Annotated in this window: 22 protein-coding genes; 9 read left to right on the top strand and 13 right to left on the bottom strand. The window is 40.4% G+C overall.

Features of this window, described 5'->3' with window-relative positions; translation table 11 throughout:
* Positions 1–1,096, top strand: a 1,096-nt coding sequence (locus ACT3QN_RS10470) for an NAD(P)/FAD-dependent oxidoreductase (protein WP_444523950.1), incomplete at its 5' end; no start/stop codon positions are given.
* A gap of 132 nt (positions 1,097–1,228) precedes the next feature.
* Positions 1,229–1,975, top strand: a complete 747-nt coding sequence (locus ACT3QN_RS10465) for a class II aldolase/adducin family protein (protein ID WP_444523951.1) — start codon at positions 1,229–1,231, stop codon at positions 1,973–1,975.
* A gap of 412 nt (positions 1,976–2,387) precedes the next feature.
* Here the strand turns inward: ACT3QN_RS10465 and ACT3QN_RS10460 are convergent, their stop codons facing one another.
* From ACT3QN_RS10460 to ACT3QN_RS10445, 4 genes are all read right to left on the bottom strand, one after another.
* Positions 2,388–3,329 (bottom strand): LysR substrate-binding domain-containing protein, encoded by a 942-nt coding sequence (locus ACT3QN_RS10460; RefSeq protein WP_444523952.1) that lies wholly within the window; start codon positions 3,327–3,329, stop codon positions 2,388–2,390.
* 608 nt (positions 3,330–3,937) lie between these two features.
* Entirely contained in the window at positions 3,938–4,753 is an 816-nt protein-coding gene (locus ACT3QN_RS10455) for an NAD-dependent epimerase/dehydratase family protein (RefSeq protein ID WP_444523953.1), read from the bottom strand.
* A gap of 117 nt (positions 4,754–4,870) precedes the next feature.
* Positions 4,871–6,490, bottom strand: coding sequence for a hydantoinase B/oxoprolinase family protein (locus ACT3QN_RS10450; RefSeq protein WP_444529206.1), 1,620 nt, complete (start codon positions 6,488–6,490; stop codon positions 4,871–4,873).
* A complete protein-coding gene (locus ACT3QN_RS10445) occupies positions 6,490–8,571 on the bottom strand; it encodes a hydantoinase/oxoprolinase family protein (RefSeq protein ID WP_444523955.1) in 2,082 nt (693 codons plus the stop codon). Before ACT3QN_RS10445 ends, ACT3QN_RS10450 begins: the two co-directional genes overlap by 1 nt.
* A 264-nt stretch (positions 8,572–8,835) precedes the next feature.
* Here ACT3QN_RS10445 and ACT3QN_RS10440 point away from each other — a divergent pair, with 264 nt between their 5' ends.
* Both ACT3QN_RS10440 and ACT3QN_RS10435 read left to right on the top strand, forming a co-directional pair.
* Entirely contained in the window at positions 8,836–9,045 is a 210-nt protein-coding gene (locus tag ACT3QN_RS10440; protein WP_444523956.1) for a hypothetical protein, read from the top strand.
* A 173-nt stretch (positions 9,046–9,218) separates the two neighbouring features.
* Positions 9,219–9,416, top strand: a complete 198-nt coding sequence (locus tag ACT3QN_RS10435; protein ID WP_444523957.1) for a hypothetical protein — start codon at positions 9,219–9,221, stop codon at positions 9,414–9,416.
* A gap of 327 nt (positions 9,417–9,743) precedes the next feature.
* Here ACT3QN_RS10435 and ACT3QN_RS10430 read toward each other — a convergent pair whose 3' ends face one another.
* Entirely contained in the window at positions 9,744–10,661 is a 918-nt protein-coding gene (locus ACT3QN_RS10430; protein ID WP_444529205.1) for a LysR family transcriptional regulator, read from the bottom strand.
* A 197-nt stretch (positions 10,662–10,858) separates the two neighbouring features.
* Here ACT3QN_RS10430 and ACT3QN_RS10425 point away from each other — a divergent pair, with 197 nt between their 5' ends.
* The 3 genes from ACT3QN_RS10425 to ACT3QN_RS10415 all read left to right on the top strand — a co-directional run bounded on the left by ACT3QN_RS10425 (position 10,859) and on the right by ACT3QN_RS10415 (position 13,982).
* Complete coding sequence (locus ACT3QN_RS10425) at positions 10,859–12,103, top strand: dicarboxylate/amino acid:cation symporter (protein ID WP_444523460.1); 1,245 nt, start codon at positions 10,859–10,861, stop codon at positions 12,101–12,103.
* Positions 12,104–12,220: 117 nt separating this feature from the next.
* Entirely contained in the window at positions 12,221–13,510 is a 1,290-nt protein-coding gene (locus ACT3QN_RS10420; RefSeq protein WP_444523461.1) for an aminotransferase class V-fold PLP-dependent enzyme, read from the top strand.
* Positions 13,511–13,670: 160 nt separating this feature from the next.
* Complete coding sequence (locus ACT3QN_RS10415) at positions 13,671–13,982, top strand: DUF1244 domain-containing protein (RefSeq protein ID WP_201567596.1); 312 nt, start codon at positions 13,671–13,673, stop codon at positions 13,980–13,982.
* 38 nt (positions 13,983–14,020) lie between these two features.
* On the opposite strand, the gene ACT3QN_RS10410 is transcribed toward ACT3QN_RS10415, so the two are convergent.
* The 8 genes from ACT3QN_RS10410 to ACT3QN_RS10375 form a co-directional block, all read right to left on the bottom strand.
* Positions 14,021–14,464, bottom strand: a complete 444-nt coding sequence (locus ACT3QN_RS10410) for an SRPBCC family protein (protein WP_444523462.1) — start codon at positions 14,462–14,464, stop codon at positions 14,021–14,023.
* An 80-nt stretch (positions 14,465–14,544) separates the two neighbouring features.
* Positions 14,545–15,549, bottom strand: a complete 1,005-nt coding sequence (gene rluF, locus ACT3QN_RS10405) for a 23S rRNA pseudouridine(2604) synthase RluF (RefSeq protein ID WP_444523463.1) — start codon at positions 15,547–15,549, stop codon at positions 14,545–14,547.
* 296 nt (positions 15,550–15,845) lie between these two features.
* Positions 15,846–16,550: a hypothetical protein gene (locus ACT3QN_RS10400; RefSeq protein ID WP_444523464.1), complete on the bottom strand. Its 705-nt coding sequence runs from the start codon at positions 16,548–16,550 to the stop codon at positions 15,846–15,848.
* A 621-nt stretch (positions 16,551–17,171) separates the two neighbouring features.
* Positions 17,172–17,807: a hypothetical protein gene (locus ACT3QN_RS10395; RefSeq protein ID WP_444523465.1), complete on the bottom strand. Its 636-nt coding sequence runs from the start codon at positions 17,805–17,807 to the stop codon at positions 17,172–17,174.
* 403 nt (positions 17,808–18,210) lie between these two features.
* Positions 18,211–19,194 (bottom strand): acrylyl-CoA reductase (NADPH), encoded by a 984-nt coding sequence (gene acuI, locus ACT3QN_RS10390; RefSeq protein WP_444523466.1) that lies wholly within the window; start codon positions 19,192–19,194, stop codon positions 18,211–18,213.
* An 81-nt stretch (positions 19,195–19,275) separates the two neighbouring features.
* Positions 19,276–19,908: an acrylate utilization transcriptional regulator AcuR gene (gene acuR, locus ACT3QN_RS10385; protein ID WP_444523467.1), complete on the bottom strand. Its 633-nt coding sequence runs from the start codon at positions 19,906–19,908 to the stop codon at positions 19,276–19,278.
* A 97-nt stretch (positions 19,909–20,005) separates the two neighbouring features.
* Entirely contained in the window at positions 20,006–20,590 is a 585-nt protein-coding gene (locus ACT3QN_RS10380) for a YqiA/YcfP family alpha/beta fold hydrolase (RefSeq protein WP_444523468.1), read from the bottom strand.
* 57 nt (positions 20,591–20,647) lie between these two features.
* Positions 20,648–21,562 carry a hypothetical protein gene (locus ACT3QN_RS10375; RefSeq protein WP_444523469.1) on the bottom strand — a complete coding sequence of 305 codons (915 nt, stop codon included), beginning with the start codon at positions 21,560–21,562 and terminating at the stop codon, positions 20,648–20,650.
* A gap of 735 nt (positions 21,563–22,297) precedes the next feature.
* Between ACT3QN_RS10375 and ACT3QN_RS10370 the strand changes: the two genes are divergently transcribed.
* A complete protein-coding gene (locus tag ACT3QN_RS10370; RefSeq protein ID WP_444523470.1) occupies positions 22,298–23,497 on the top strand; it encodes a sugar transporter in 1,200 nt (399 codons plus the stop codon).
* Between the two features lie 364 nt (positions 23,498–23,861).
* On the top strand, positions 23,862–25,142 hold the full coding sequence (locus ACT3QN_RS10365; RefSeq protein WP_444523471.1) for an MFS transporter: 1,281 nt from the start codon (positions 23,862–23,864) through the stop codon (positions 25,140–25,142).
* Positions 25,143–25,285: the final 143 nt, after the last annotated feature.

Here is a 25,285-nt window from a genome sequence, read left to right as displayed (position 1 = left end):
TGTTGGCTATGGAGGTTCAGGGCGTAATACCGGTCTAGTTAATCCAGGCTTGTGGACGCCACCTGATGATATCGAGCGTATGTTTGGGCATGAAAAAGGTCAAAAGCTAAATGAGGCTTTATCTAATGGGCCAGAGCTAGTCTTTAACCTCATTGATAAACACAATATTCAATGTGATGCTGTACGTAACGGGACAATGCATTTAGCACACAATGCCAGTGCAGGGAAACGTGATCTCTTAAATAGATACAATCAGCAGAAAGCTCGCGGTGCTCCTGTAAAGCTAATGAGCGCAGAAGAAGCTAAACAACGAACTGGGGCAAACCAATTACATGGGGCATTGCTTGATACACGTGCAGGTACTATTCATCCTCTTAAGTATGTACGTGGGCTCGCACGCTCAGCTATAAAGGCCGGTGCAAAGCTATATCAAGAAACTGCAGCAGAAGAAACCAAACAGCTTGCAAATGGTACATGGAAAGTAACCACACCGAATGGGTCTATCATAGCAAAGTATCTGATAGTAGCTACACATGCGTATGAAGCGAGGAAAGACCAGCCCAAATTATATACTCCATTTTTCTGCTTCAGTTGTGCAACGCCTCCTTTAAGTGATGAAATTAATAAAGAAATTCTACCAAACAAAGAGGGCTGCTGGGATACTGCACAAGTAATGTCTTGGTTTAGGAAAGACTCTAACGGCCGCGTTATGGTAGGTAGCGTGGGCAAACTTGATGACTGGGGTAAAAATATTCATATCAATTGGGTTCATCGTAAGATGAAACAGTGGTTTCCTCAGTTGTCAGACGTACCGTTTGAACATGCTTGGTTTGGTCGTATTGTAATGACCTCCGATCATTTACCAAAAGTGGTCGACTTAGGTACTAATGCAGTAATGATCTACGGTTACAATGGACGCGGTATTGCATCAGGTTCTGTATTTGGTAAAGCAGCTGCAGATTGGATCATTTCTGATAACTATGATGCTTTCCCTTTGGCAACTACAGAACAAAAGTCTGAGTCTTATACTCGTTTCAAAAGTAATTATTATGTGTTAGGCAGTCGTCTATTACACACAGTAAACAATAGGCTCTAAAAAAATTTGAAGATAATAGACCTTTGAATTGAAAACAAACTACATTTTTTCTATTTTCTATATTTTAGAAAAAGAATTTTCTATTCGAAGAACGGCTTCAATATCATTATTCTTATTAAAGAGGAGAAAATCATGTTTGCTAATGGTGAAAATATAGATCTAGAGGAAGTTCGATTACAAAGAAAGCAGAAGCTGGCAGGAGCTTTTCGTATTTTTTCGATGTTTGGTTTTGACGAAGGTAACGCTGGACATATCACAGTCAAAGATCCTGAGTTTAAAGACAGTTTTTGGGTAAACCCATATAATATGCATTTTAGCTTAATTAAAGTTTCTGATTTGATTCGAGTAAACTACGATGGTGAAGTGGTCGAAGGTAAGCATGAGGTAAATAAGGCAGGTTTTACTATTCACTCTCAACTGCATAAAGCGCGTCCAGATGCTATTGCTGCAGCACATGCACACTCAGTATACGGTAAAGCATTCTCAACCCTAGGAAGGTTAATCGATCCCATCAACCAAGAAGCTTGTGCTTTTTATGAGGATCATAGTTTATTTAATTCATATACAGGTTTGGTACATGATTTAAAAGAAGGTGAACGCATTGCTGAATCTTTAGGCCAACATAAAGCAGTAATCTTACAAAACCATGGTCTATTGACCGTTGGTGGTTCAGTAGATGAAGTCGTATGGTGGTTTGTTAATCTAGAACGTACTTGTCAAATTCAAATGATTGCGCAAGCGGCTGGCCAACCTCTTCTAATCGATGAAGAAAATGCTAAGCTCACAGCAGAACAAGTGGGCTCTCCAGAAGAAGCTAAACGCTGTTTTGCGCCAATCTGGCAACGTGTACTTGATAGACATCCAGATCTATTAAACTAGTAATTTATTTTGATAATAGTATTCGAAGTTGCTATATATAGCCTGGTGCTATATATAGCAACTCTAATCGATTGCGTTCAAATCAATGACAATCTTTCAAGGATAGTTAGATAATGCTAATGAATCTCCTTTCAGCTACCAAATACCTTAACATTAGAGCAAGTATTAGTTATAAAAAATTAATTGGATATGGACTAATACTCTAAATGTAATCCATTTTGTTAGAGTAAAGACGGATTCTTTTATTAAACAGGGTTTAGTTGTTTTATCTTTTACATAACCATCTCACTATTACAGTCAATCTTCTATAAAAAGGGGACAGCATTAATCTTGTTTGAGGTATCGCATATACATATACGCACGGTTGCCTTAAATCTCTTCTAAACTGAATCGACTATACCATATAATGAGACTAGGTCTGCCACTCTTCTGACAGCATCCACTCACAAAACTCTGCTATAAACTTGATGTTTAAGTTTGCTTTCGGTGCCAATAGATAAAATCCCGGTATATCACCGTCTATCATATCTGCTAAAACATCAATACCTAACGGAGCTACCAATTCTCCTGCTTTGATGGCAGCTAGCGCATCAGGCTCAGAGACCAAACCGATTCCCATACCTGATTTTGCTGCTTGGCATAACGTTTCTGCGTCTTGGAACTCGACTTCACGTATCATATTTATCGGTAGCTCAGTACCAAGATGGTGCATGACCTTTTTCCATAGGTTCTTTGTCAAGGTCGGGCACAGTAAAGTATGCGATAGTAAATCGAGAGGTGAATCAATATTGTCTGCAATTCCTGGTGTACAGCAAATAATTTTCGGGTCTCGAACAAGCAGCTTAGGCTCGTATTTTCGCCAGCCTTTCAAGCCATCATCTATCCAATCCGATCCTTCATCAAAACCCCATTGAATAGCGACATCAATATCATCAGAAGTAAAATCTTGAATACGTACCATAGTAGTTAGACGAATATCTACCTCTTTTACGCGTTCACGAAAAACGTGTAGTCGAGGCATCAAAAAATGGGAGGCAAAATATGGACTCACATTAATGTTAATGCGGTTACGCTGTTGCACACGTGTAACACGGCTAATGCCTTCGTAAAACTCATCAAAACCTGACTGCACAAAATAAGATAAAACTTTTGCATGTTCAGTTGGTTCAATGACGCGTCCTCTTCGCTCAAATAAAGGCACGTTCAAACTATCTTCTAATAGCTGTACTTGTTGACTGACTGCCTGAGGAGAGACTAATAGTTTAGTAGACGCCTTACGAAAGCTACCATATTTCATCACCGCATTGAAAACCCGTAATGAATTTAATGGTGGTAACCTAATAGTTTTACTCATTGCTATCCTCTAACACATCATCTAGATGTTAAGAATGTCCCATATATCTATGAGCCGTAAAAGATTATTTTGCAACTTTTATTCATCGCATAATCTATAGTGTTATTAATAAAGGGCTGTAGTAGATAAGCACTATACTAGGCTGCTTTTAGAGTTTTTATATCTAAAGTCACTGCTAGAAAAGTAGTAGAGTTTCTCAATATCTAGCCTAATACTGCTATGCTTTTTTATCATAAAATAAAACTTATTGTAATTCACCATTTTTCATTAGCAGCTAGTGAAATTCTTGATAATAAGGTCAAATGAAACGCGAACTAGTTTAACCCATTTAGAGTTAATCACTCTTAAAGTTTACGTGCATAAAGAACAATTTCATTAAGAACTGAGAGAACCAATTAAATGAACACTCAGAAAGATAATGGGAATGTTGTACCGTTCCCATTATCTTTCTGAGTGTTCATTTAGGCTTAACTATATAAGTCATCATCTAATCAATTCGTAATAATAAGAAGATTTATTATTCAATTACTATCTATTGCAGTCCTACTGATAAAGATAAAAAGTAATTTACTCATCATCTTTATCTTTACCGTAAAACTATATAATAATTAATCTTCTTTGTCGTTTGGGTGACCTAAGTCAACAAACCAACCACCAAGAAGACGTACAGAATCTGCTTTAGGGTCAGCCATTTCAGTTGAAGATTCTACCTGCTCACGATAAGGCTCAGCACTGTCTAGAGGCACATAACCTATATGGCCTGCTTTGCTGTTGTTGAGTGGCTTTACGTTATTGTCTGAAGTACCAAAGGTAATTGTATGACCTAGACGTGGCGCAGTCAAACAAGCCACTACTAGACGGATACAGTCATCAAATGATAACCAAGACCATAACATGCGTCGATCAGCTGGCTCTGGGAACGATGAAAAAATACGTACGCACGCACTTTCAATGCCAAATTTATCCCAGTATAAACGACTTAGCGCTTCAACAAAACACTTAGATACGCCGTATAAGCTGTCTGGGCGTACTGGCGCATCAGTATCAATGTTCGCTTCTAACTCATGATAACCAATAGCGTGTACTGACGAAGCATAAACAACTCGTTTTACACCATTTTTACGAGCGCCTTCATATATATTGTATGAACCACGGATGTTAGCATCAAGAATTTGTTCCCACTCGGTCTCTAATGATGCACCGCCAAAGTGAATAATTGCATCAACACCTTTCGTTGCTTCTAAAACAGCAGCCTCGTCTGCTAAATCGAATACATACTGCTCTTCGTTTGGCTGCAGATCATCAAGCTTATTGCGTACGGCTAACCTCAGTGTTGTTGCCAATGGTGCAAGACCGCGTCGTAATTCAGTACCTAAACGGCCACCAGCCCCTGTAATCAAAATCGTATCAAATTGCTTAGTCATTATTTATCCTCTCTATAAGTGAAACTGTATATGCTGCAAACATCCCAACATCATTTTTCGAAATAGCAAGTGACCAGTTTTGTTCGAAACTGATCACCTAAACTAATATTAGATATATTAGCGCGTCACATATCCCTTTTTGATATCTTCAGCGACTGACTCTTCCCTACGATTTTCAGCATTACCATAACCTGCGCCTCCTGGTAGATTAAGAATCAAACGGCGACCTGTTGGTACATTCTGCCAGCCTTTAGCACGCAGCTTACTGCCATCATCTAATTCAACAGTGCCTGACTGACCCGCTTCGCCACCTGCACGTCCACGAGGGTGTGTTGCTACGCGATCAAACATAGCAGAGAAGCGGAACTCATGTCCATCAGCAGGTGCAATCTCGATTATCTGACCTAGACCACCTCGAAATTCGCCATTACCACCTGAGTCTGGACGCAGCTCTTTACGCCACACTACAATAGGACCAGCGTGTTCTGTTGCTTCTACGGGCATTGTATGTACACCTGATGGAAATGCAGTTGCAGACAAACCATCTATTGCTGGACGTGCACCCATACCGCCTGAATTGAACATTAATACCTCAGCTAGACGCCCTTTTTTGCCTTCAATAGGTTTCGCTGAGACATGTAGGTTCCATAATGCTGCTGCACTTTCTGCAGGTACTTGACCAGGAATCGCTTTGTCCAATGCACCCAATACCAAGTCAGGTACCATATGTCCTAGTACATGACGTAATGAAACTGAAGCTGGGCGCTCAGCATTCAAAATATTGGTTGGCGATGATACAGTGAACATAGCCAATGACGCAGCATTATTTGGGATATCTGGAGCAACGATACATTTAATCGCATAGCAGGCATAAGCATTACTATAGATAAGTGGTACGTTAATACCCCACCGACTCATTGGTGACGAACCTGCAAAGTCAACATGTATATTTTCCTCTGCAATAGTCACACTTGCAGCGACTTTGATTGCTTCATCAAAGCCGTCAGTCATCATTTCATTGCCCCAAGTCCCCTTCGGTAAGCTGGAAAAACACTCAACCATTGCAGCGTGAGTACGTGATAGGATGAAATCACCCAGTTTTTCTAAATCATCTAAACCGACTTCGTTTAACATACCTATTAAACGATTATGCCCAACATCGTTACATGCTGCTAGTGAGTAGAAGTCGCCAATAACTAGGTCTGGTTCACGTACGTTGGTACGGATTATTTTGATCAAGTCTTTATTTACTTCACCACGTTCGGCGAACTTCATAATAGGAATCTGTAAACCTTCTTCATATACAGATTTACCTTCTGCACCAAAACCTAAGCCGCCAATATCGACAACATGAGCTGTACAAGCGAAAAAGCCAATCAATTCGCCATTTTTAAATGATGGTGATACTACAGTTATATCGTGTAAGTGGCCTGTACCTTTCCATGGATCATTCGTGACATAAGTGTCCCCTTCAGACATTTCTTCGCGAGGGAGCTCGTTGATAAAATGGGTAACTGCGATTGCCATGGTATTAACATGACCTGGTGTGCCAGTTACCGCCTGCGCTAGCATTCTCCCTTCAGCGTCATAGACACCTGCTGACAAATCACCTGCTTCACGTACCGAGGTGGAGAATGCCGTACGTAGCAAGGTCAATGCTTGTTCTTCTACCACTGATAATAGACGGTTCCACATCACTTGCATGCGAATCTCTTCAATATTGCTATCATTACTCATTATTTACGCTCCTTTCTATTGATCAAAATCGTACCATCAATTTGAATAACTGCATCAAACAATGAGGTCACAATTGTTGATGTTTCATCTTCTACGATTACTGCAGGGCCAACAACTTGGTCGCCAACTGAAAGTGTATGCCGAGGAATAATAGCGGTTTCTAACTCCTCACCAGATGCTGGGTCAAAAACGGAACGTGTTTCGAGTATTTTGACTGGCTTACCATCAGTAACGATAGCTAATTTTTCCCCTTTAGGCTTAACCTCCTGAACTTTTACTGACCAAGTGACAAACTCAATCTCAGGTCCTTCGATGGGACGACCGAAGAATTGAGCATATCGCTGACGAAATGTATCAATAATCATCTTTTTATCTAATTGTGTAAAATGACGATCTGGCAGTGTTACTGGTATCTCCCAGCCTTGTCCTTCATAACGCATATAAGCTGTAACTTCACGCTCTATTTCACCGTCTGTACCTACACGTACAAAGCTTTCAGAAGTATTCTTCAACCCATCTAGCATGCTATTTAATGCTTCTGGGTCAAAGCTTGATAATACTGCGAAATGTGATGCTACAGCTTCATAACCAAAAGGTGCTTTCAAGAAGCCAATAGCAGAACCAACACCTGCACCACTTGGTATCAAACACTGGTCAATACCAAGCTTTTCACATAGACGAGCCGCATGTAGAGGCGCTGCCCCACCGAAAGCAATCATAATATTTTCAGAGATGTTTTTACCGTTCTCAACTGCGTGAACACGGGCAGCATTTGCCATATTCTCATCAACCACTTCACAGATACCAAAGGCAGCTGATTGTGCATCTAGTCCTATCTTGTCTCCTACGTCTTTAGAGATAGCCGTTTTTGAATTTTCAATAGCTAGTTTAATCTTACCGCCCGCAAAATTGTCTGGATCAAGCTTTCCTAGTACCAGGTCAGCGTCAGTAATAGCAGGATGCTCACCGCCCTGTTGATAACATGCTGGACCTGGCTCGGAAGCTGCTGATTCTGGACCTACTTGGATGCGGTTCATAGCGTCAACCCAAGCAATAGAACCACCACCAGCACCAATTTCGATCATCTCAATAACAGGAATTGAGATAGGCATACCTGAGCCTTTACAGAAGCGGTAAGTACGGGCAACTTCAAAGCTACGTGCTGTTTTTGGCACATAGTCTTCTATCAAACATACCTTAGCAGTCGTACCACCCATATCATAAGATACTGCTTGATTTAGGCTAAATCGGCGAGCAATGTCAGCGGCGAAGATAGCACCGCCAGCAGGGCCTGACTCAATCAAACGTACTGGAAACTCAGATGCTGTTTCAACAGATATAAGGCCCCCACCTGAGTGAATCATAAATACAGGACAGTGGGCCTCCATTTCTTTTAAACGGACTTGTAAGCGCGATAAATAATCTTCCATTTGCGGACGTACATAAGCGTTTGCACAAACTGTATTAAAACGCTCAAATTCGCGCATCTGTGGCGATACTTCAGCAGAAATAGAGATAGGAATGTCAAGCTTATCTGATAAAATTTCTCGAGCGCGCTGCTCATGGGTATCATTCATGTAAGAATGAATAAAGCCAATCGCAACTGCGCCAAAATTACCAGTTGCAATTTCGTCAGCGATAGCTACTAGTGCAGATTCGTCAAGAGCTAAGAGCTCATTGCCATGCGCATCCATCCGACCTGCCACACTAAAACGGTTTTCACGAGGTATGAGTGGCGTTGGTAATACCATGTTTAGGTCGTACTGCGCAAAACGATTTTCAGTTCGCATTTCGATAACGTCACGGAAACCTTCGGTAGTAACCAATGCCGTTTTTGCACCTCGACGCTCAATCAAAGCATTAGTTGCAAGTGTGGTACCATGAATAATGATATTAATATCTGAAGGACTGATACCCGCTTCCTTCGTAACAATCTCCATACCATCAAGAATAGCTTGCTCTGGTGCTGAGTAGTTAGTAAGTATTTTAGTGGAATATAACTTACCATGGACTTCTAGTGCAATATCAGTGAATGTACCACCAATATCTGAACCCAACCTGATATCTTGCATAGCTTTCATAACCTATTCTTACCCTCATATAAATCAAAATAATGTTGCTATCACTTGCATATAGATTAGCCTGACAGGTCTTTATTAACAATCAAGATAATATAATTATAGACAACTAATACTTTATATAAGTTATATTGAACTGCATCCGTATTATTAGAGAATGGGTATTCTGAAAGGATAAAGCGTCATTTGTGAAGTTAATAACGGCAAGGTAGATGTACTACAAGACCCAAGCATTTCAACCCTTTAAAAGAAATCAGCTTGGAGTCTATGGCAATATCACATATATGTGATGGGGATGTAGCAGATGAGGCGCCTCATACTGATTTTAGACTATCTAACAATGTTGAATACTTGATTGGTCACAATATTGGTTTTGATATGGCAGTTCTCAAAAATGCAGGCGTATCTCATACACCTAAGTTGATATGTACTAATGCTATGGCTAACTTCTTCCTACGCTTGAGAGCCACAAGCTAGTATCCCTCCTCTATCACTTTCATCGAGATATAGCCCGCGCTCAAGCAAAGAATGCGCATGCTACTATTGCTAATATTTACTTCACTCAGCTGGTACTTGGTAGTTTGATTGATTTAGCGAATAGTCAAGATCATGATATAAATAATGTAGAGAGCTTATATGATTTTAGTCAAATGGCTCGTGTACCTACGCATCTGAGTTTTGGTAAACATAAGGGTGAGGCTATTGCAGATTTAGCCACTCATTCAGATGGAGCTGGATATCTAAAGTGGCTACTGAAACAGGATACGGTTGACCCTTATTTAGCTGAAGCATGTGAGCAGGCGTTAGGGTCGAGAGTTCGAATCTCTTTTCCCGCTCCAAATACTTAAAAAGCCTCACTTAACAGTGAGGCTTTTTTTTGTCCATTTTTCAAGGTCTGTAGCAGGTATTTCGAAATATTTTTTCTAATTCAGTTAAGTCTAGCCACTCAGTCAAAAAGCCCATTTTCGATGCGGTGCCCAAACCGTGCCCTGCCCTAAAGCCTCTAATATATCATTGATCATACTTTGGCTATGCCAGAGAATACAATAAATATGAAACTCCAATAGCTTCACCTAAATACAGTTTGAGTTTAGTGTGCTAATAAGTTGTGTTTGAAAGAAATACATTCAAGGTTTTGCATGGGCTGATAATTTTTTACCGTTGAACTTCTTCTATCACTGCACACTATCAATAAAAGCATCTTTCTTCATATAATCTGCTAGAGCTGTTGTAAACCTTTCAATGGCTTTCAACCTACTGGACTTAGGATAGCGATTCGTCACTTGATAACAAGTATATTCGGGTGCAACGACACTAAGCTCAGATATTTTAACAGGATGTATTCTTTCAAATACACGTGCAATCCAAACAGGAACGATAGCCCATTTTTCTTCAAGATCAAAAACAGTAAATAATAATGACACCGTATCAACGCTAGAATATTCGTTTTGATTGTTTTCCCACCAAAAATTATGCCATACGTGATATTCAGGAATATTGGAAAATAGAATTTCATTTGCAATATTTAAATCATGCGGATGAACTGATTCAGCGTATTTCGACGATGTTGAAGAAATAACAACGCCTCTGGATTTGAATAAAGGCTTAGCTACTGCATTCGGGTATTTCAAAGGACTAAGAGTGAAGCCGATGTCAATATCATGACTTTCAATTAAGTCGTAAATGGTTCTACTCCAGTGAGAGCTCACATTCAAAATAATTGAATGATTGCTGGCATCTTTACTATTGCTATCAATCAACTCCTTATATAATTTTGAAAAAACGCATGTATTTAAACTATCAATACTAGCAACATTTAAACTCATTTTAGATTTTTGTAATGCCCATTGTTTAGTTTCATTCCATAATGCTTTCCAACGTCTGGCTATTTCAACGAACTCCTCTCCTTTTTGCGTCAAGGTAACTAGCTTTTCACCACGTCCACGTATGAATAACTCACAGTCAAGACACTCCTCCAAAGAACGCAAGCGATGACTCACTGCTGATTGAGAAATGAATAGATTATTACTCGCTACAGATAAATTTTTTGTCTCTATAATCATCAAAAAAGTTTCTATTTGCTCAATCTTCATTGCCTTACCTGAGTATTTAAATATTAATTAGTTAAATATATTAGCCCAATATAATTCATTATTATAATAATAATTGTAATGTTAGATTTAGTAGTGGCTAAATTTTGCACCAACAGTCGCAATTTTATCCCTAAAACACTAAAAGGTTTTGCAGGTCAAAGCTTCACAATGGAAAACGACACATAGGAAGTGTAATTATGAGCAGGAAAAAGATGCAACTAAGTACCAAAGTTTTTATCGGATTTGCCTTAGGTATAGCAGCAGGCATCTTCTTTAAAGAACAAGCATTGATCGCAAAACCTATTGGAGACTTGTTCTTAAACCTAATCAAGATGATCGTTGTACCACTCGTCGCTTTCTCGATAGCGAGCGGAATCTCCAATATGGGAGATATACAGAAGCTAAAGCGTGTGGGTAGTAAAACATTATTATTTTATGTCTTAACAACGCTGTTATCAGGTGTCATTGGGCTTGCTGTTGCAAATTTATTAATGCCTGGACAAGGTTTCGAGATGAATCTCATCTCAACAGATCCAGTGGCAGTAAAAGAGATGGCTAGTGTCTCTGAAACCCTTCTAAGCATGGTACCGACTAACCCTCTGCAGGCACTCGCTGAGGGTAATTTGATGCAAATTATTATCTTCTCCTCCTTTTTTGGCATTGGAATGACATTGTTAGGCAAACAAAGCGAGCCATTTAAGAAGGTTGTTGATAGCGGAACGGAAATCATGCTGAAGGTTACCGGCATTGTTATGGCGTTCTCTCCTTATGGTGTTGCAGCACTAATCGCAGCTTCAGTTGGTGAGTATGGTTTGGAGATATTTGGACCGTTGGCTAAATTTATTCTAGCTGACTATGTAGGGATGATCTGCGTTGTTCTATTGTTATATATATTCCTACTGAAATTTGTAGCTAAGGTAAGTCTAAAAGAGTTTTTCAAACACATTCCTGCCGTTTGGGCTATCACGGCAAGTACCACAAGCAGTTCAGGCTCTCTGCCAGTCACGATGAAAGTAGCAGAAGAGAAATTTGGTGTGAAAAAAGAGCTAGCAGGTTTTTCTCTTCCTTTGGGTGCAACCATTAATATGAATGGCGCGGCCGTTTATTTCGCCGTTGGAACTATGTTTGTTGCGCAGATATACGGCATTGAGATGACACTTTTTGAACAATTCATGACCATCCTTATGGCAACGCTAATAGCGGTTGGCTCACCAGGTATCCCAGGTGGTGGCATTGTGATGATGGTAATTTTGCTGGATTCGATTGGACTACCTGCTGACATTATCGGCTTAATTGCAGCAATTTATAGAATTATTGATATGGGACATACCACACTCAATGTCACAGGCGACATGGTTTCCACACTTTGTATCGCTAGAATAGAAAACCTATTTGAAGATAAAACTGAGTTAAACCAAGAAGTAAAATTAGCCAAAGCATAATTCTTTTACATTAAACAATAAAGCCAAAGATATTAAACAAAGCCGGGAATATAGTGTTGTGATCTTATTGTCGGCTTTGCTTGCGCACTTTTAAACTTTAGAAAGACTCAGGATAAAATGATGAGAGAAAACGTAGAGCAAGGACAATTTTTTAGTGAGCTATTGAGTAAAGAGGTCAAAGATAAGTTTTATCATGTTGATATTGACCCTATTAATAAAACAAAAAGGCTTTTTTTTGATAACTCAGGTGGCTCCTTTAGATTGAAAGCTGCCAGTAATGTCTTTAAAAAATTGGACGAACTACCAGACTGTCCAGAGCATGGTAATACCACTGCAAAATGGTTAATGGATATACAAGAAGAAGGGTATCGTTCTATAGAGACTATTTTGAATGTTGATACTGGTAGTATCGTCACATCACTGACTGCTTCAATGGTTATGTTTGATATGGTCAGAACAGTAATGGAGAATATACCTGGCAGTAATGTGGTGACAACGATGTTAGAGCACCCTTCAGCTTATGATGCAATGGTTTCTTATGCTGCTGCAACAGGTAAAGAGTTGAGAGTGGCTAAGACCAACCCTGTGACGGGTGGCGTCGATGTTGAAGAAGTGATTAAGTTGATTGACCAAGATACCTGTCTACTAAGCTTTATGTATGCCTCAAATGTATCTGGTGCCTTGTTAGATGAAGCCAAAATAGTGGCTGAAGCACGAAAAATAAAGCCCGATCTGTATATTGTGGCCGATGCAGTACAACACGCACCACATGGGATTATCGATGTGAGCAAAGTACCCGTTGACGGTATTAACTTTGCACCTTATAAGTTTTTTGGTCCACGTGGTTTTGGCGTTGGTTATGTATCAGAACGATTAGCGAAATTACCACACAATAAATTAATTGCAAAACCTCACGATTATTGGCAACTTGGTAGCCCTGCCCCAGCACATTTTGCTGCGCTAACTGAAGTAGTCAATTATGTGTGTTGGTTAGGAGAGCAGTTCATTACATCAATAAAAAGAAGAGAGCTCTTTGTAGAAGGTATGACCCGTATCAAATTGCATGAAAGAGCTTTGATGCACGCAATGTTAGAAGGCACTGAAAATGTACAAGGGTTGAGACATATAGATGGCGTAGATGTATATTTAGATTGCAAAGATTTGACTAAAAAAGACTTTATTATGGCAATTGGTTTTGACAATTTAGAGTATAAAGAAGCAGTAGAACATTATGAGAAAAATGGGGTCGTAACTTTCGAACGTTTATTATCAAGCCCATACTCATCAAGAATGTTGGAATCCTTTGGTTTAAACGGCTCAATTCGTGTATCGCCAATCCATTGTCATAATCTACAGGATATAGAAAATTTCTTAGAAGTTACCAAGGCACTTTGTCAGATGCAATAACTCACCTTAACTTAGAGGCTTCTAATAATTGCCAATATGACGAGTTTGCCAAACCTTCCTGTACGTTTTTTTAATATAGAACGACATAGGTTGCGCAATATTTATATCGTTAGTATCATTTCAGCTTTAGAATAACTCAACGACCGTTAGGGAAGATCTTATGGCAAAATTAGAATCAAACATCGAATTAGAAGCCGCGGCATTTCGTCGTTTGCTAGCTCATTTAGACGAGCGCAAAGATGTACAAAATATCGAGCTGATGAACCTTGCCGATTTTTGTCGTAACTGTTTATCTAAATGGTATAAAGCGGCTGGTGAAGAGCGTGGTATTGACATCGACTACGAGGATGCGCGCGAGCTTGTTTATGGCATGCCTTATGCTGAGTGGAAAGAGAAGTACCAACAAAAAGCCACGCCAGAGCAGTTAGCACGTTTTAACGAAATTGAAGCTGCTAAGAACAAAACGGATTGAGACTGACAAAGTTAGCTCAAATAAAATAAGCCGCGAGATTAGCGGCTTTCGATAGACTTGAGTATGCTACTAAACCCTATAGTTCCTTGTTTTTGCATTTTACGGTCAAACAGCCGACCAATTAATGGCAACGGTACAATCAATCGACCCTCAGATACCCAAGTCACGTGTGTGGTACCGTCACCCAAGTCTTTTAAATCAATAACGCCTTTATCATGTTGCATTTTTATCGGTTTAGATTTTTCGATTTGGTATTGTAGATGAGTAGGACGTTCAAACGCTGTAATTCGCTCCCAGAACTTAACGGGTCCCGTTTGAATGCTACGTAAAGCCCCAACGCCATTGCGCTCCTCGTTACCTTCAGCTACTAACTTAGCCACTCCCACCGCTTTAAACGAGCCATAACTGGCATGATCACTTAGTGCTTCAAATACTTCATCAATCGGTTTTTTGACAATACGCTCTACTTTTATTTTAAACATAATGTTATCTCATTAAGACTAAAGTTATTTAGCTTACTGCCATTTTGGCAATAAATAAAGCAGTCACGCACTGAAAACGCTTATCGTGAAGAACCTCGACCTTTTGAAGGACGCTTGCCATTTGTATTAGGTTTGCCATTTCCTCCTGACTTACCATTGCCTCCTGACTTTTTGCCACGTCCAGTAGGACGCCCATCTCTGCCTTTAGAGCCTGCTGGTTTTCTAGCATCCTCCTTGCCGTATTTGTTGCGCCCCTTTGCTGCACCCGCTGATTTTTTGGGTGTTTTTGACTTTGACGAGTCATCCGTACGAGGTTTTTTTCGCGACGCATTGCGAGATTTCTTGTTTGAGTGATTATCTTGCGAAGAAGAGTCTTCTACCGATTTAAGTAAAACAGATAACTCTTTTGGGGTTAAATCACGCCAATCACCAACAGGAAGACCTTTGAGACTTACATTCATAATCCGCGTACGTTCAAGCTTAACGACTTCGTAACCAAAGTGCTCACACATACGGCGAATTTGGCGATTCAACCCTTGAACGAGCGTGATATTAAATACGGTTGGCGCCACCCTAGTCACTGGGCATTTTTTTGTCATCTTGCCAAGCATAGGCACACCGCCCGCTAAACCTTCGATAACACTATCCGTTAACGGCTTATTTACGGTTACTAGATACTCTTTCTCGTGATTATTACCAGCACGTAGTACCTTGTTGACCAAATCGCCATTGTTAGTCAAAAAAATCAAACCTTGCGAATCTTTATCCAAACGACCAATCGGAAAGATACGTAGACTGTGTCTCACAAAATCAACAATGTTATTTTTCTCTGAGCTTTCCGTGGTGCTCACGATGCCCACTGGCTTATTCAATGCAATAAAAATAAAATCATCAGGCTCTCGTGGCTCAATAAGCTGCCCGTTGACTTTCACCGCGTCTCCAGCAACTACTTGATCACCCACCGAAGCACGTTTGCCATTAATGTACACGTTACCTTGTTCGACAAAGCGGTCAGCATCACGTCTGGAGCAGATACCACTTTCGCTGATATATTTATTTAAACGAGTCGAGGAAGCGTTGAACATAAAGCACCGTTTTACCTTATAAGAAGCATTTTTACTAAAAAAAGCTAAATTGAATGGATCAGTAATAATCAAATAGCTCATATTATATAGGAAATTGAGCAACCCTTTGAGAAGAGATGGGCAGAAAGCTAGAAATGTATACAGAGTCATGTAATTTTGAATGGTGTCGAAAAAACTTATTGATAGGGTTAGGAATTTAAAAAGCCTCACTATTCATAATAAGAGCAGTGAAGCTTTTTCTATTTTTTTAAATCTGTGTTTTTACTGGTTGATTACTCTACTATTTATCTTTCACCTTACTCAGCATCATCTAGTAGTTGATTCAGCGCGTCCACCATCGGATCATCAATGATGCTGTTTTCTACATAGCTGATTACCTCATCTACAGTCGTCAGATCCATTTCACGAATGCCCAAACTGGCTAGTTTCGCATTAATAGACGCTAAGCTGTCGTTATCCTCAGAATCATCTAATAGTTCTTCTTCGAATCTACCTCTGACAAACCAATACATTCTTTCTAGTACAGTATCTTGTTTGGTCAGAGTAGAATAACCATCACCATAAATAAACAGATTGAAATGATAAGGTATCTCTATATCATTGATGAAAAAGGTACGCTGGCACTCTAATGTATAGGCTTGAATCTCTTCATTTTCAACGCTTTCATCATTTTTGTTGTCTTCATCATATTCAATTGCCTCTTCTATCAACTTACCTAATATCTGATAATCGCCGACTTTGATTTTATGATTATAAATGATGGCAGAGTCTGCAATTGCATCAAAAATAATGGCACTAACATCTAAGGTATGGTTGTCGATATCATAGAACGCTTTTAGCGCTGGCAAAAACTCTGTCAGCTCTTCTTCCGGCACTTGAATGAGAAACTGCTGCTCGTATATTTTAATCATATCCTCAGGAGCGTAGGTATTAGCAGTATCAGTCTCGTTTCTACCTGTCGGCTGCAAGGGTAAAAAATTATACGGGTTATGTTTGGTCATTCAGGACTGCCTTTTTACTTAAGTTAAATTTATTAAATATCTGCATTGCTCAGTCTAAGAGCCTTTGAGCACGCTGCTATTTTTCAGTATCAATTCTTAGCACCAACAGACTTTAGCCTTGATAAGCATATTGTCTCTTATTGGGGTAATTTTAGATAGACAGTTATAAATATACAAGTTTAATCAATCAGTTTTAGACAAGTAGTCTGGATAACACAGACTAAGTTGTATCATCGGTTTGCTCTCCCATAATAATTCCAACGAGTAACATCTTATCTATTGGAGAGAAAATTTGTAAACTCATATCCAGATGCGGTGACGGTGCTGTCTTCAGTCTTAGCCTCGCATATATGTAATATCGCAACCTATGAGAATACAAAACTAATTGATGCGTTTTTAGCGGTGCTAAAAGATGAAAAAGTCGCGGGGTGCTCAATGACACTCTCTCCTTACGCATGCTTTTTGATGTGTTTATAGGGTTTATCAGTCGACTTGGGTTAAACGCATACCATTCATCAAAAAGCCCCACAATAAAGTGAGGCCTTTTTATACTTATTTTTCAGTAAATGTGATTATTCAATCAATGTAATTAACAGCCCATGCTACTTACACTCAAAAAAATTAGATACTGCTAGATTTTGGTAATCCATACTCTGTATGGTCGACCACATGGTTGTTTTTTTCGATAGTCAGTTGATAGCTCTTTATAATACCGTCGTATGGCAAACTATACTCATACTGCTGATAGTGCTCGCAGATACTGTCTTGAATCACTGACTCACGTGCAGCATCGTCTAGTTTGGCAAAACCGCTAGGCAGGTGCACTTGCGCAAAACGTGAAGCTGCACCGCGAGACATCCAATTATCGGCACTCGTAAATGTAAAATCCACTTCCGCTCGTAAGCTATACTTAGGTAGCGTATGAGAGCAATTTGCCAAGTCATATTTAATCTGCGCAATATCTTCTGCGAATGGCTGATACGGTATTTCGAGTACGGCAAACAGCTTCGCTAAAAATTCATCAGCAGTAAAGTATTTATCCATGTAGCTACCATCAAGCCCTAAATACCTATTAGACAATACATGGCGCAGGCGGTCGTAGGCAGGTATAGTATGTTTAAGAGGATAGTCCATTTGCTTGACGATATCTTGCGGGCGCAGCTCAAGCGACTCTATTTGATTAATAATATGTTGCGCTAGAGAATGACGTGGATGATAACGACGGGTATATTTAGATGGATTAGCAATGTGGCTCATGATATTGAACACCTTAGACTCCTGTAACTCCGACGAAAAAGTATGATATACGCCCAAATAGGCAAAAAATCAGGCACAAATGAGTTTGTCGGAGTACAGGCTCATGCGCTTTACCAGAGTTGTTTTATATCGTGCTGGAAGTTGCAAGGTTTGTCACACAGCCATGAGACTATTGTCATGGTCGGCGATAACAAAACTGTTAAACCCACGATAGATTGTGCAACGATGATAGCACATCAGACGATAGAAAATAAATACTGATATTTGTGACCGTTTGTGAATAATTCTTTTTCACATTGATCACTCAATACTGGACTTTTCTATACACCACTCATTCATGTGCTAACACGAGGCTCAACATAGAAACATCAGTGTTGAAGTATTAAAGGTTATGCTTGCTAAACTAACGGTTAACATCAACAACTATTCGACCACGAACCTTACCATCCAACAATTCAATTGCTGTCGGAATGACTTCGCTTAGGCCAATCTCTCTGGTAATTGCCTCTAGTTGTGTCATATCCAAACTCGTGCTCAAACGCTGCCATGCTTCTACGCGCTCATCGTAAGGTCGCGTCACGCTATTGATACCAAGCAAACTGACACCGCGTAAAATAAAAGGAGCAACAGTAGCGGGGAAATCCATTCCTTGAGCCAGTCCGCAGGTAGCGACTAAACCATCCTCACACGTACTGGCACAGACGTTGGCCAACGTGTGACTACCAACAGAATCAATTGCAGCGGCCCATCTCTCCTTACCAAGCGCACGTCCTGGACTACTCAGCTCATTACGGTCAATGATCTTCGTTGCACCAAGGCTTTTTAAGTATTCTGCTTCTTCTAAGCGACCCGTAGACGCAGTGACAGAGTAACCTTGGTTTGCCAAAAGCGCGATGGCAAAGCTACCAACGCCGCCATTAGCACCAGTCACCAATACTTCGCCACTTTCTGGTGTGAGTCCTTGACGCTCTAATGCGATTAGACAAAGCATCGCAGTATATCCTGCGGTGCCTATTGCCATTGCTTGACGTTCAGTCATTGACTCAGGAAGCGGGATCAGCCAGTCACCGTTTAACCGTGCTTTTTGAGACAGTCCACCCCAATATTTCTCACCCACGCTCCAGCCATTCAACAATACTTTGTCGCCAGCTTTGTAGCGAGGATGGCTGCTTGTTTCGACAGTGCCTGCTAAATCAATCCCTGGAACCATAGGAAATGTGCGTACCACAGGGCTACGACCCGTGATGGCCAATCCATCTTTGTAGTTGAGCGTGCTATATGCCACACGAACTGTAACATCCCCTTCTGGCAATTGCGTGTCCTGTATCTCAGTCAGATTAGACTGATAAGCACCGTCATTTTTTTCAATTAATATTGTATTAAACATAATCGCTCCTATTTAGACCAATCGTCTTATAAATGAGTAAAAAATAATTTAGACCGGTCGTCTAAAAATATAGATAAAAAATTACTTCTGTATTCCTGCTACAAAACCTCGGAAAAAAGTATCTAACGGATTGACATCTTGCACCAACTTAGCACGCAAAACTGCACCTTCCCATCCAATCCAAAAGAAAGCAGCAAGCTCATCACAATCACTATTAGAATGTATCTGCCCTTGTTGCACTGCTAGGCGCAAACAAACCGCTAAACGCTTCTGCCAATCAAGCAATATACCTTCTAGCTCACAACGAAAACTCTCAGGTAACACGACGATTTCTTGGCCTAAGTTGCCTACTAAGCAGCCACGTCGAAATTCATGCTTGATCATTCCTGACTTAGCATCTTCAACAAAGTCACTAATACGCTGCATAGGAGACACTTGCTCGTTTAAAAAACAATGGTCCAGCTTGCGAGCGAAATACAACGCGTACTGCCGCAATACTTCTTGTCCAAATGCTTCTTTGTTTTTGAAGTAATTGTAGAAAGAGCCTTTAGGCACATTGATGCGTTTGAGTATGGCATCAATCCCAGTGGTCGCAAAGCCCTGCTCTGTCAGCATCTCCATCCCAGATCTTAAAAGAGCCTCACGGGTATCCGTAAACTCTCGTTCAACATTAGGTGGACGCCCTCGACGGGCTTTTGGCTTAGTAATTGTCATTCATAGATATTATGACCGATCGTCTTTAATGTCAATCGATTATTTTTAGCGGTTTATTTATCCATCAGTCGCGATATTTTTTTGACTGCCATTGCTATCAGTCCTCACCATGATATGTCGCCTCGTCCATCCAAACGATGGGATCTTCGCACAGATGAGTTAAGTGATACCAGATATCACTACTACGAGCGATACGATGATGACCGCCTGTAAAATAATCCACTTCCCAACTCTCAGGCAGATTTACCAAGGTTCGTCTAGCAACTGCTACATCTAGGCTTTCATCATCGACTTCCACCATCACTCGTACCATCTCAGTGTTAGAGGTAGGGAACGAAAGCTTCATATCAGCTACGTCAGGGATACGGTCAGCCACCACCTCACTTGGATAAATACAAGGCGCAATCAACAGTGCACGCAGGTTGTATTTATGGGAAAAATGATTGGCAAACCAGCCGCCAAGCGAATGCCCTGCTAACACTACTCGTGGATACTGTGAGATTTTCTCGCGAATCAATGCATCATAAACCTCAAATATTTCTGCAAAATTCTCTCGATAGTTGACCGTTTGACAGTATTTTGGCTCACGCGTGATACACGTATACTTACTGGTCTCATTGCTTGAATCGAGACCATGAAAAAACAATAAAAACGTGTCGTTGTTTTCGATAGGAAACATCATAAAGCTCTCCTTTTTTAATTATTATTTAGGTTCATGCTCAATAATTTGACTCATAAATTAAACTGGTTTTTGGCTAGCCACCTGCGCTTGGTACAAGCTCAAAATCTCCTCACAGGCCTGCATTGAGATATTTTTTGCAAAGCCTTCGTTAAACCAAAAATCATAAACTGTTTGGACAATGGCTCTCACTGCTTCTGTATCTTTTGGCTTTTGCTCTTGTAATTTCATCGCAATGTCTTGTGCTTGTATGTCCGACTCACTATAGGGCGCACTCCAGCCAATGCCGTAACGATAAAGCACATCATTAATCGCCAATACGAATATGGCATTTGAAGTACCAAATAAACCAATAAGCCTCTCAAGCATTGCACAGCGCTCTTCATAAACACTAACTTCTATCGGCATATCCGCTCGCTCAAACAGACAGTCACAACTCACCATATGCGAGGGTTTACTAAAATCATCCCATAGCAATGGATAAGTTCCGTGAATTTCGCCCTTTTCCACTACATTAAATTGCCAAATCGCATAATGAGTATCTAGCCCCTTATAAGGCACATGTATGAACCACTGCATCATCGCATCACTGTCGTACATGATATGAGTACTACCAATCCGCACACCCTGCTTAGGCAGTACATCCTGATACACGCTATCCATGTCATCACTATAGAGCGTCACTTTACGTAAGTTTTCATCACTAACATCGCCCAACTTCGCTCTTGCTTGTTCTATATTTTGATAGGGTTTAAAAGGCGCTACCCAACTGAGCGCCTCATCAGTATTGTTTACAAAATAAATGTCATCTTCATAACTGTCTACAGAAACCGTTTCGAGGTAAAATAATGGCTGTTTTCGCACTCGACCTTTCTCATCATTTGCTAGTGCCGTTATACCAGATAGCTTTGAGCCACTCGACCACTTAAAGTTATCTATACGCTTTTGTTCAAACTGATACGTTAATATCGTCATCGTTATGTCCTTATTATTTTGATTGGTTTGTCGCTGTTTTTTGCTGTTGTTATATTCTAATTACTGATTTCGAGCCAGCCGAGTTTATTCGCCATTATTTAAATGACGTCATTATCTATAGAGTTAGGTAAATTAATCGACTTGGTAAGGCAGTAGTTTTTAATTCTAATAGGCTTTTTGGACACCGTTTTTCACTGTTACATCGCTCATATTTTTGCGAGACCAACGAGCTTGTTTTGCTAAGTTTTTTGTTTATTAATAAATATGGTTTTTTGGATTTGTACAGACGTAAAAGTTTAGGATAAAACGTAAATAACATTAATAAAAAGACTTCGCTAAGATAGCGTATTAAAGACAACTCAGTTAAGAAATGAGGCGTTGCGCCCCGAGGGTTAACTGATTTTTATTTCATGTTATTTTGCCTGACTTAATAACTATAATATAAGCTCATATGAAAATAAAGCTGTTTAAAACTATTTGCGACAACTAGTGTCGCCTTCTTTTAAATTGATTTGATTTTATATGCTAACAAGTATCCCAGCGCAATGAGTATGATTAGCGATAGTTTCATATTGCTCAAGTATCCTCGGTAAACACCCAATTAACAATCATTATCAAAAAACATCTTTCACGATCGACGTTGGCTTGCTAACTTGCCCCGTAAACCTTGTATTCTAATTAAGCCTGCCCCACTTTGACCTATCACACATAGTATCTGCATCTGTATTGGATTTTATGACACATAACCTTGAGGCCAGCTCAAACGCTCGCCGAACTCAGTATTTTCAAGTATTTTTGATGGGCGTTAGTGCCTTTATTATGAACACCACAGAATTTGTTCCTGTGGCACTGTTGAGTGACATTGCCCAAGACTTCTCTATTACGACGGCAGAAACTGGCTGGATGTTGACACTCTATGCTTGGATTGTCGCTGCGATGTCATTACCACTAATGCTACTGACCAGTCGGTTTGAGCGCAAACGTTTGCTCTTGGGGCTTTTTGCCGTCTTCATTGCCAGTCACGTACTGTCTGTATTTGCGTGGAGCTTTAACGTACTGCTCATTAGTCGGGTTGGGATTGCCTTATCGCATGCGATATTCTGGTCGATCACGGCCGCAATCGCGATACGTGTCGCACCTGAAGGCAAAAAAGCCATGGCACTTAGCGTACTAGCGACTGGTACATCGTTAGCAATGGTACTAGGTGTACCGCTGGGACGTTTGGTCGGCCAATGGTTTGGCTGGCGGGCGACATTTGGCGGTATTGGCGTCATTGCTCTAATTGTATTTATTCTACAAGCGAGACTTTTACCGACATTGCCGAGTATGTTTGAAGGGTCTTTTAGAAAGATTCCAGAATTACTTAAAAACCCTTTATTAGTCTGTCTATACCTGCTTATTTTATTGGTCTTTACAGCGCACTATACGGCTTATTCTTATATAGAACCATTCATGCGCCAAGTCGGTAATATCAGCGAAAATGCTGCTACTTTTGTACTGTTACTATTCGGTGCAGCAGGAATTGTAGGTAGTGTGATTTTCAGTCGTTGGGGCGATAAATTCAATACCAGATTGATGCTGATATCGACCATATTGATGCTTGTCTCTATGCTGGCGCTATTGCTAGCAGTGACTTCTGTATGGGCGCTCAGCTTTATCGCTTTGCTTTGGGGTGCAGCGCTTATGCTACTGATTATCTCTATGCAAGCCAAAGTCATCATGGTCGATGTCAATGCGCAAGACATGCTGATGTCGATGTTCTCAGGTATTATCAACTTGGGAATCGGTACGGGTGCACTATTCGGTGGTTATGCCGTGACGCACATCTCACTATCTAGCGTAGGATACACTGGTGCTGCCATCGCAGTGGTGGCATTGCTATTAATGCTATTTATGATTAAGCGCTTTCCTGAGCTAAGTAAGCGACTTGGCTAACTAAAGCCAATATTTAAAATCGCTAAAAAATAATAGTCAGTAAGTAACCGTCAAGAAATAACAAACAGAATGCCAGCCATCTAAATGGGCTGACATTTTCTTTATGTATACATACAAAAATGTAGCCTATAAATCATTTCAAGGATTTTCTACACACTCATTGAACGGACGTTCATGTACAGCTATACTAATTTTATTGGACATAAGTATACTTAGGATATAAACGTACTTAGCGAAAAGTTGATAAATACTAAGCACAAAAGGATGAGTGTAAAATGGATAATATTCAAAACAAGGAAGTTGTTGCCTACGATCTAAATTTATTTACGACGTGCATTGTGAGCTTTCAACTTATTGGAGATTCATGATGCCTGATGGAATGAGCCAACAAGACAGTCCAGATCAAGGAAATTCAGATAACACTGCACCCCTTAAACTAGGCAGATTACATTACGCTTGGATCGTTGCTGCGACAGGATCTGTAGCCATGTTCTGTGGACTTGGATTAGGTCGATTCGCATTTGGCATGTTACTACCGTCCATGTCATCTTCTTTAGGATTAAGTTACACACAAAGTGGTCTATTGGGATTCGCTAACCTAATAGGATATCTCGTTGCAGTTATGCTTAGCCCATTAGTTCTACCTCGGCTTGGTACCCGCAATACTGCGACGATAAACCTTGTCTTGATTGCCATCTCTATGCTCGGTATGGCTTTTACTACAAACTTTCCTATGCTTTGTGCACTCTATGTCTTGACGGGTATCGGTAGTGGCGGCGTAGTTTTACCAATGATGAGTGTCATGTCGCATTGGTTTTTTCCTTCGCACCGCGGGCTTGCTCTGGGGTTAGTCATGGCAGGGCCTGGATTTGGTATCATTTTGTCAGGCTTTGTCGTACCCAGGCTATTACCCATCTCTAGCCTACTATCTTGGCAGACAGGCTGGCTAATTTTTTCCGTGATTAACATTGCAGTCGCTTGGCTTACTTTTATGTTGATTCGCAATCATCCAAACGATGTTAGCCAAGACCCTTTTGGACGTACACCCACACTACCTGTTAAAAACAATCAAAAGTTAGAACGTAGTAATGTTAGGCTGCTCGTACATTTGGGGATTATTTTTGCCATCTATGGTGCCACTTACATGGTTTACGTGACCTTTATCGTCACCAGTATGGTTAGCTCGTATCAATTAAGTGAAGCGACTGCAGGTGGCATTTGGGCGTGGATTGGGTTACTTAGCATGTTCTCAGGTATATTGTTTGGCTGGATTTCTGATCATATTGGCAGACGCCTTGGTCTTGCATTGGCCTTCTTTTTCCTTGCCATCGCTTATCTGTTAGTCGGGCTGACTGACTGGAGTCTGGGACTGTATTCATCCATTATTCTGTTTGGCTTAGTGGTTTGGAGTGTTCCTGTTATTATGTCTGCCTCAGCGGGAGACTACTTCGGGCCTGCGGCGGCAGCAAGCGCACTCGCGGCGCTGACTTTTGCCTTTTCAGGGGGACAAGCTCTCGGACCAGTAGTAGCAGGCTATCTCGCAGAAATCACTGGGGACTTTAGTATCAGTTATATGACATCTGGTATCGCCGCCTTTGTAGCACTTGGACTTGCCCTATTATTACGCCCACAGAAACAACCTTAGCTTTAGTCGATATAACGTCGATACTGATGTCTATGCTGAATCAATAACCATATAAGAGCTAGCTACTTATAAAAGCACTGTATAGAGGTACGTAAAATATAATATTAGTAAGATAATATAGTTTTTAATATTTACTGCATTTT

The organism is Psychrobacter sp. AOP7-C1-14, assembly GCF_052376135.1.
Classification (GTDB): Bacteria; Pseudomonadota; Gammaproteobacteria; order Pseudomonadales; family Moraxellaceae; genus Psychrobacter.
Note: the sequence above shows the minus strand (reverse complement) of the source record. Positions and strands in the feature narration are given on the sequence as shown.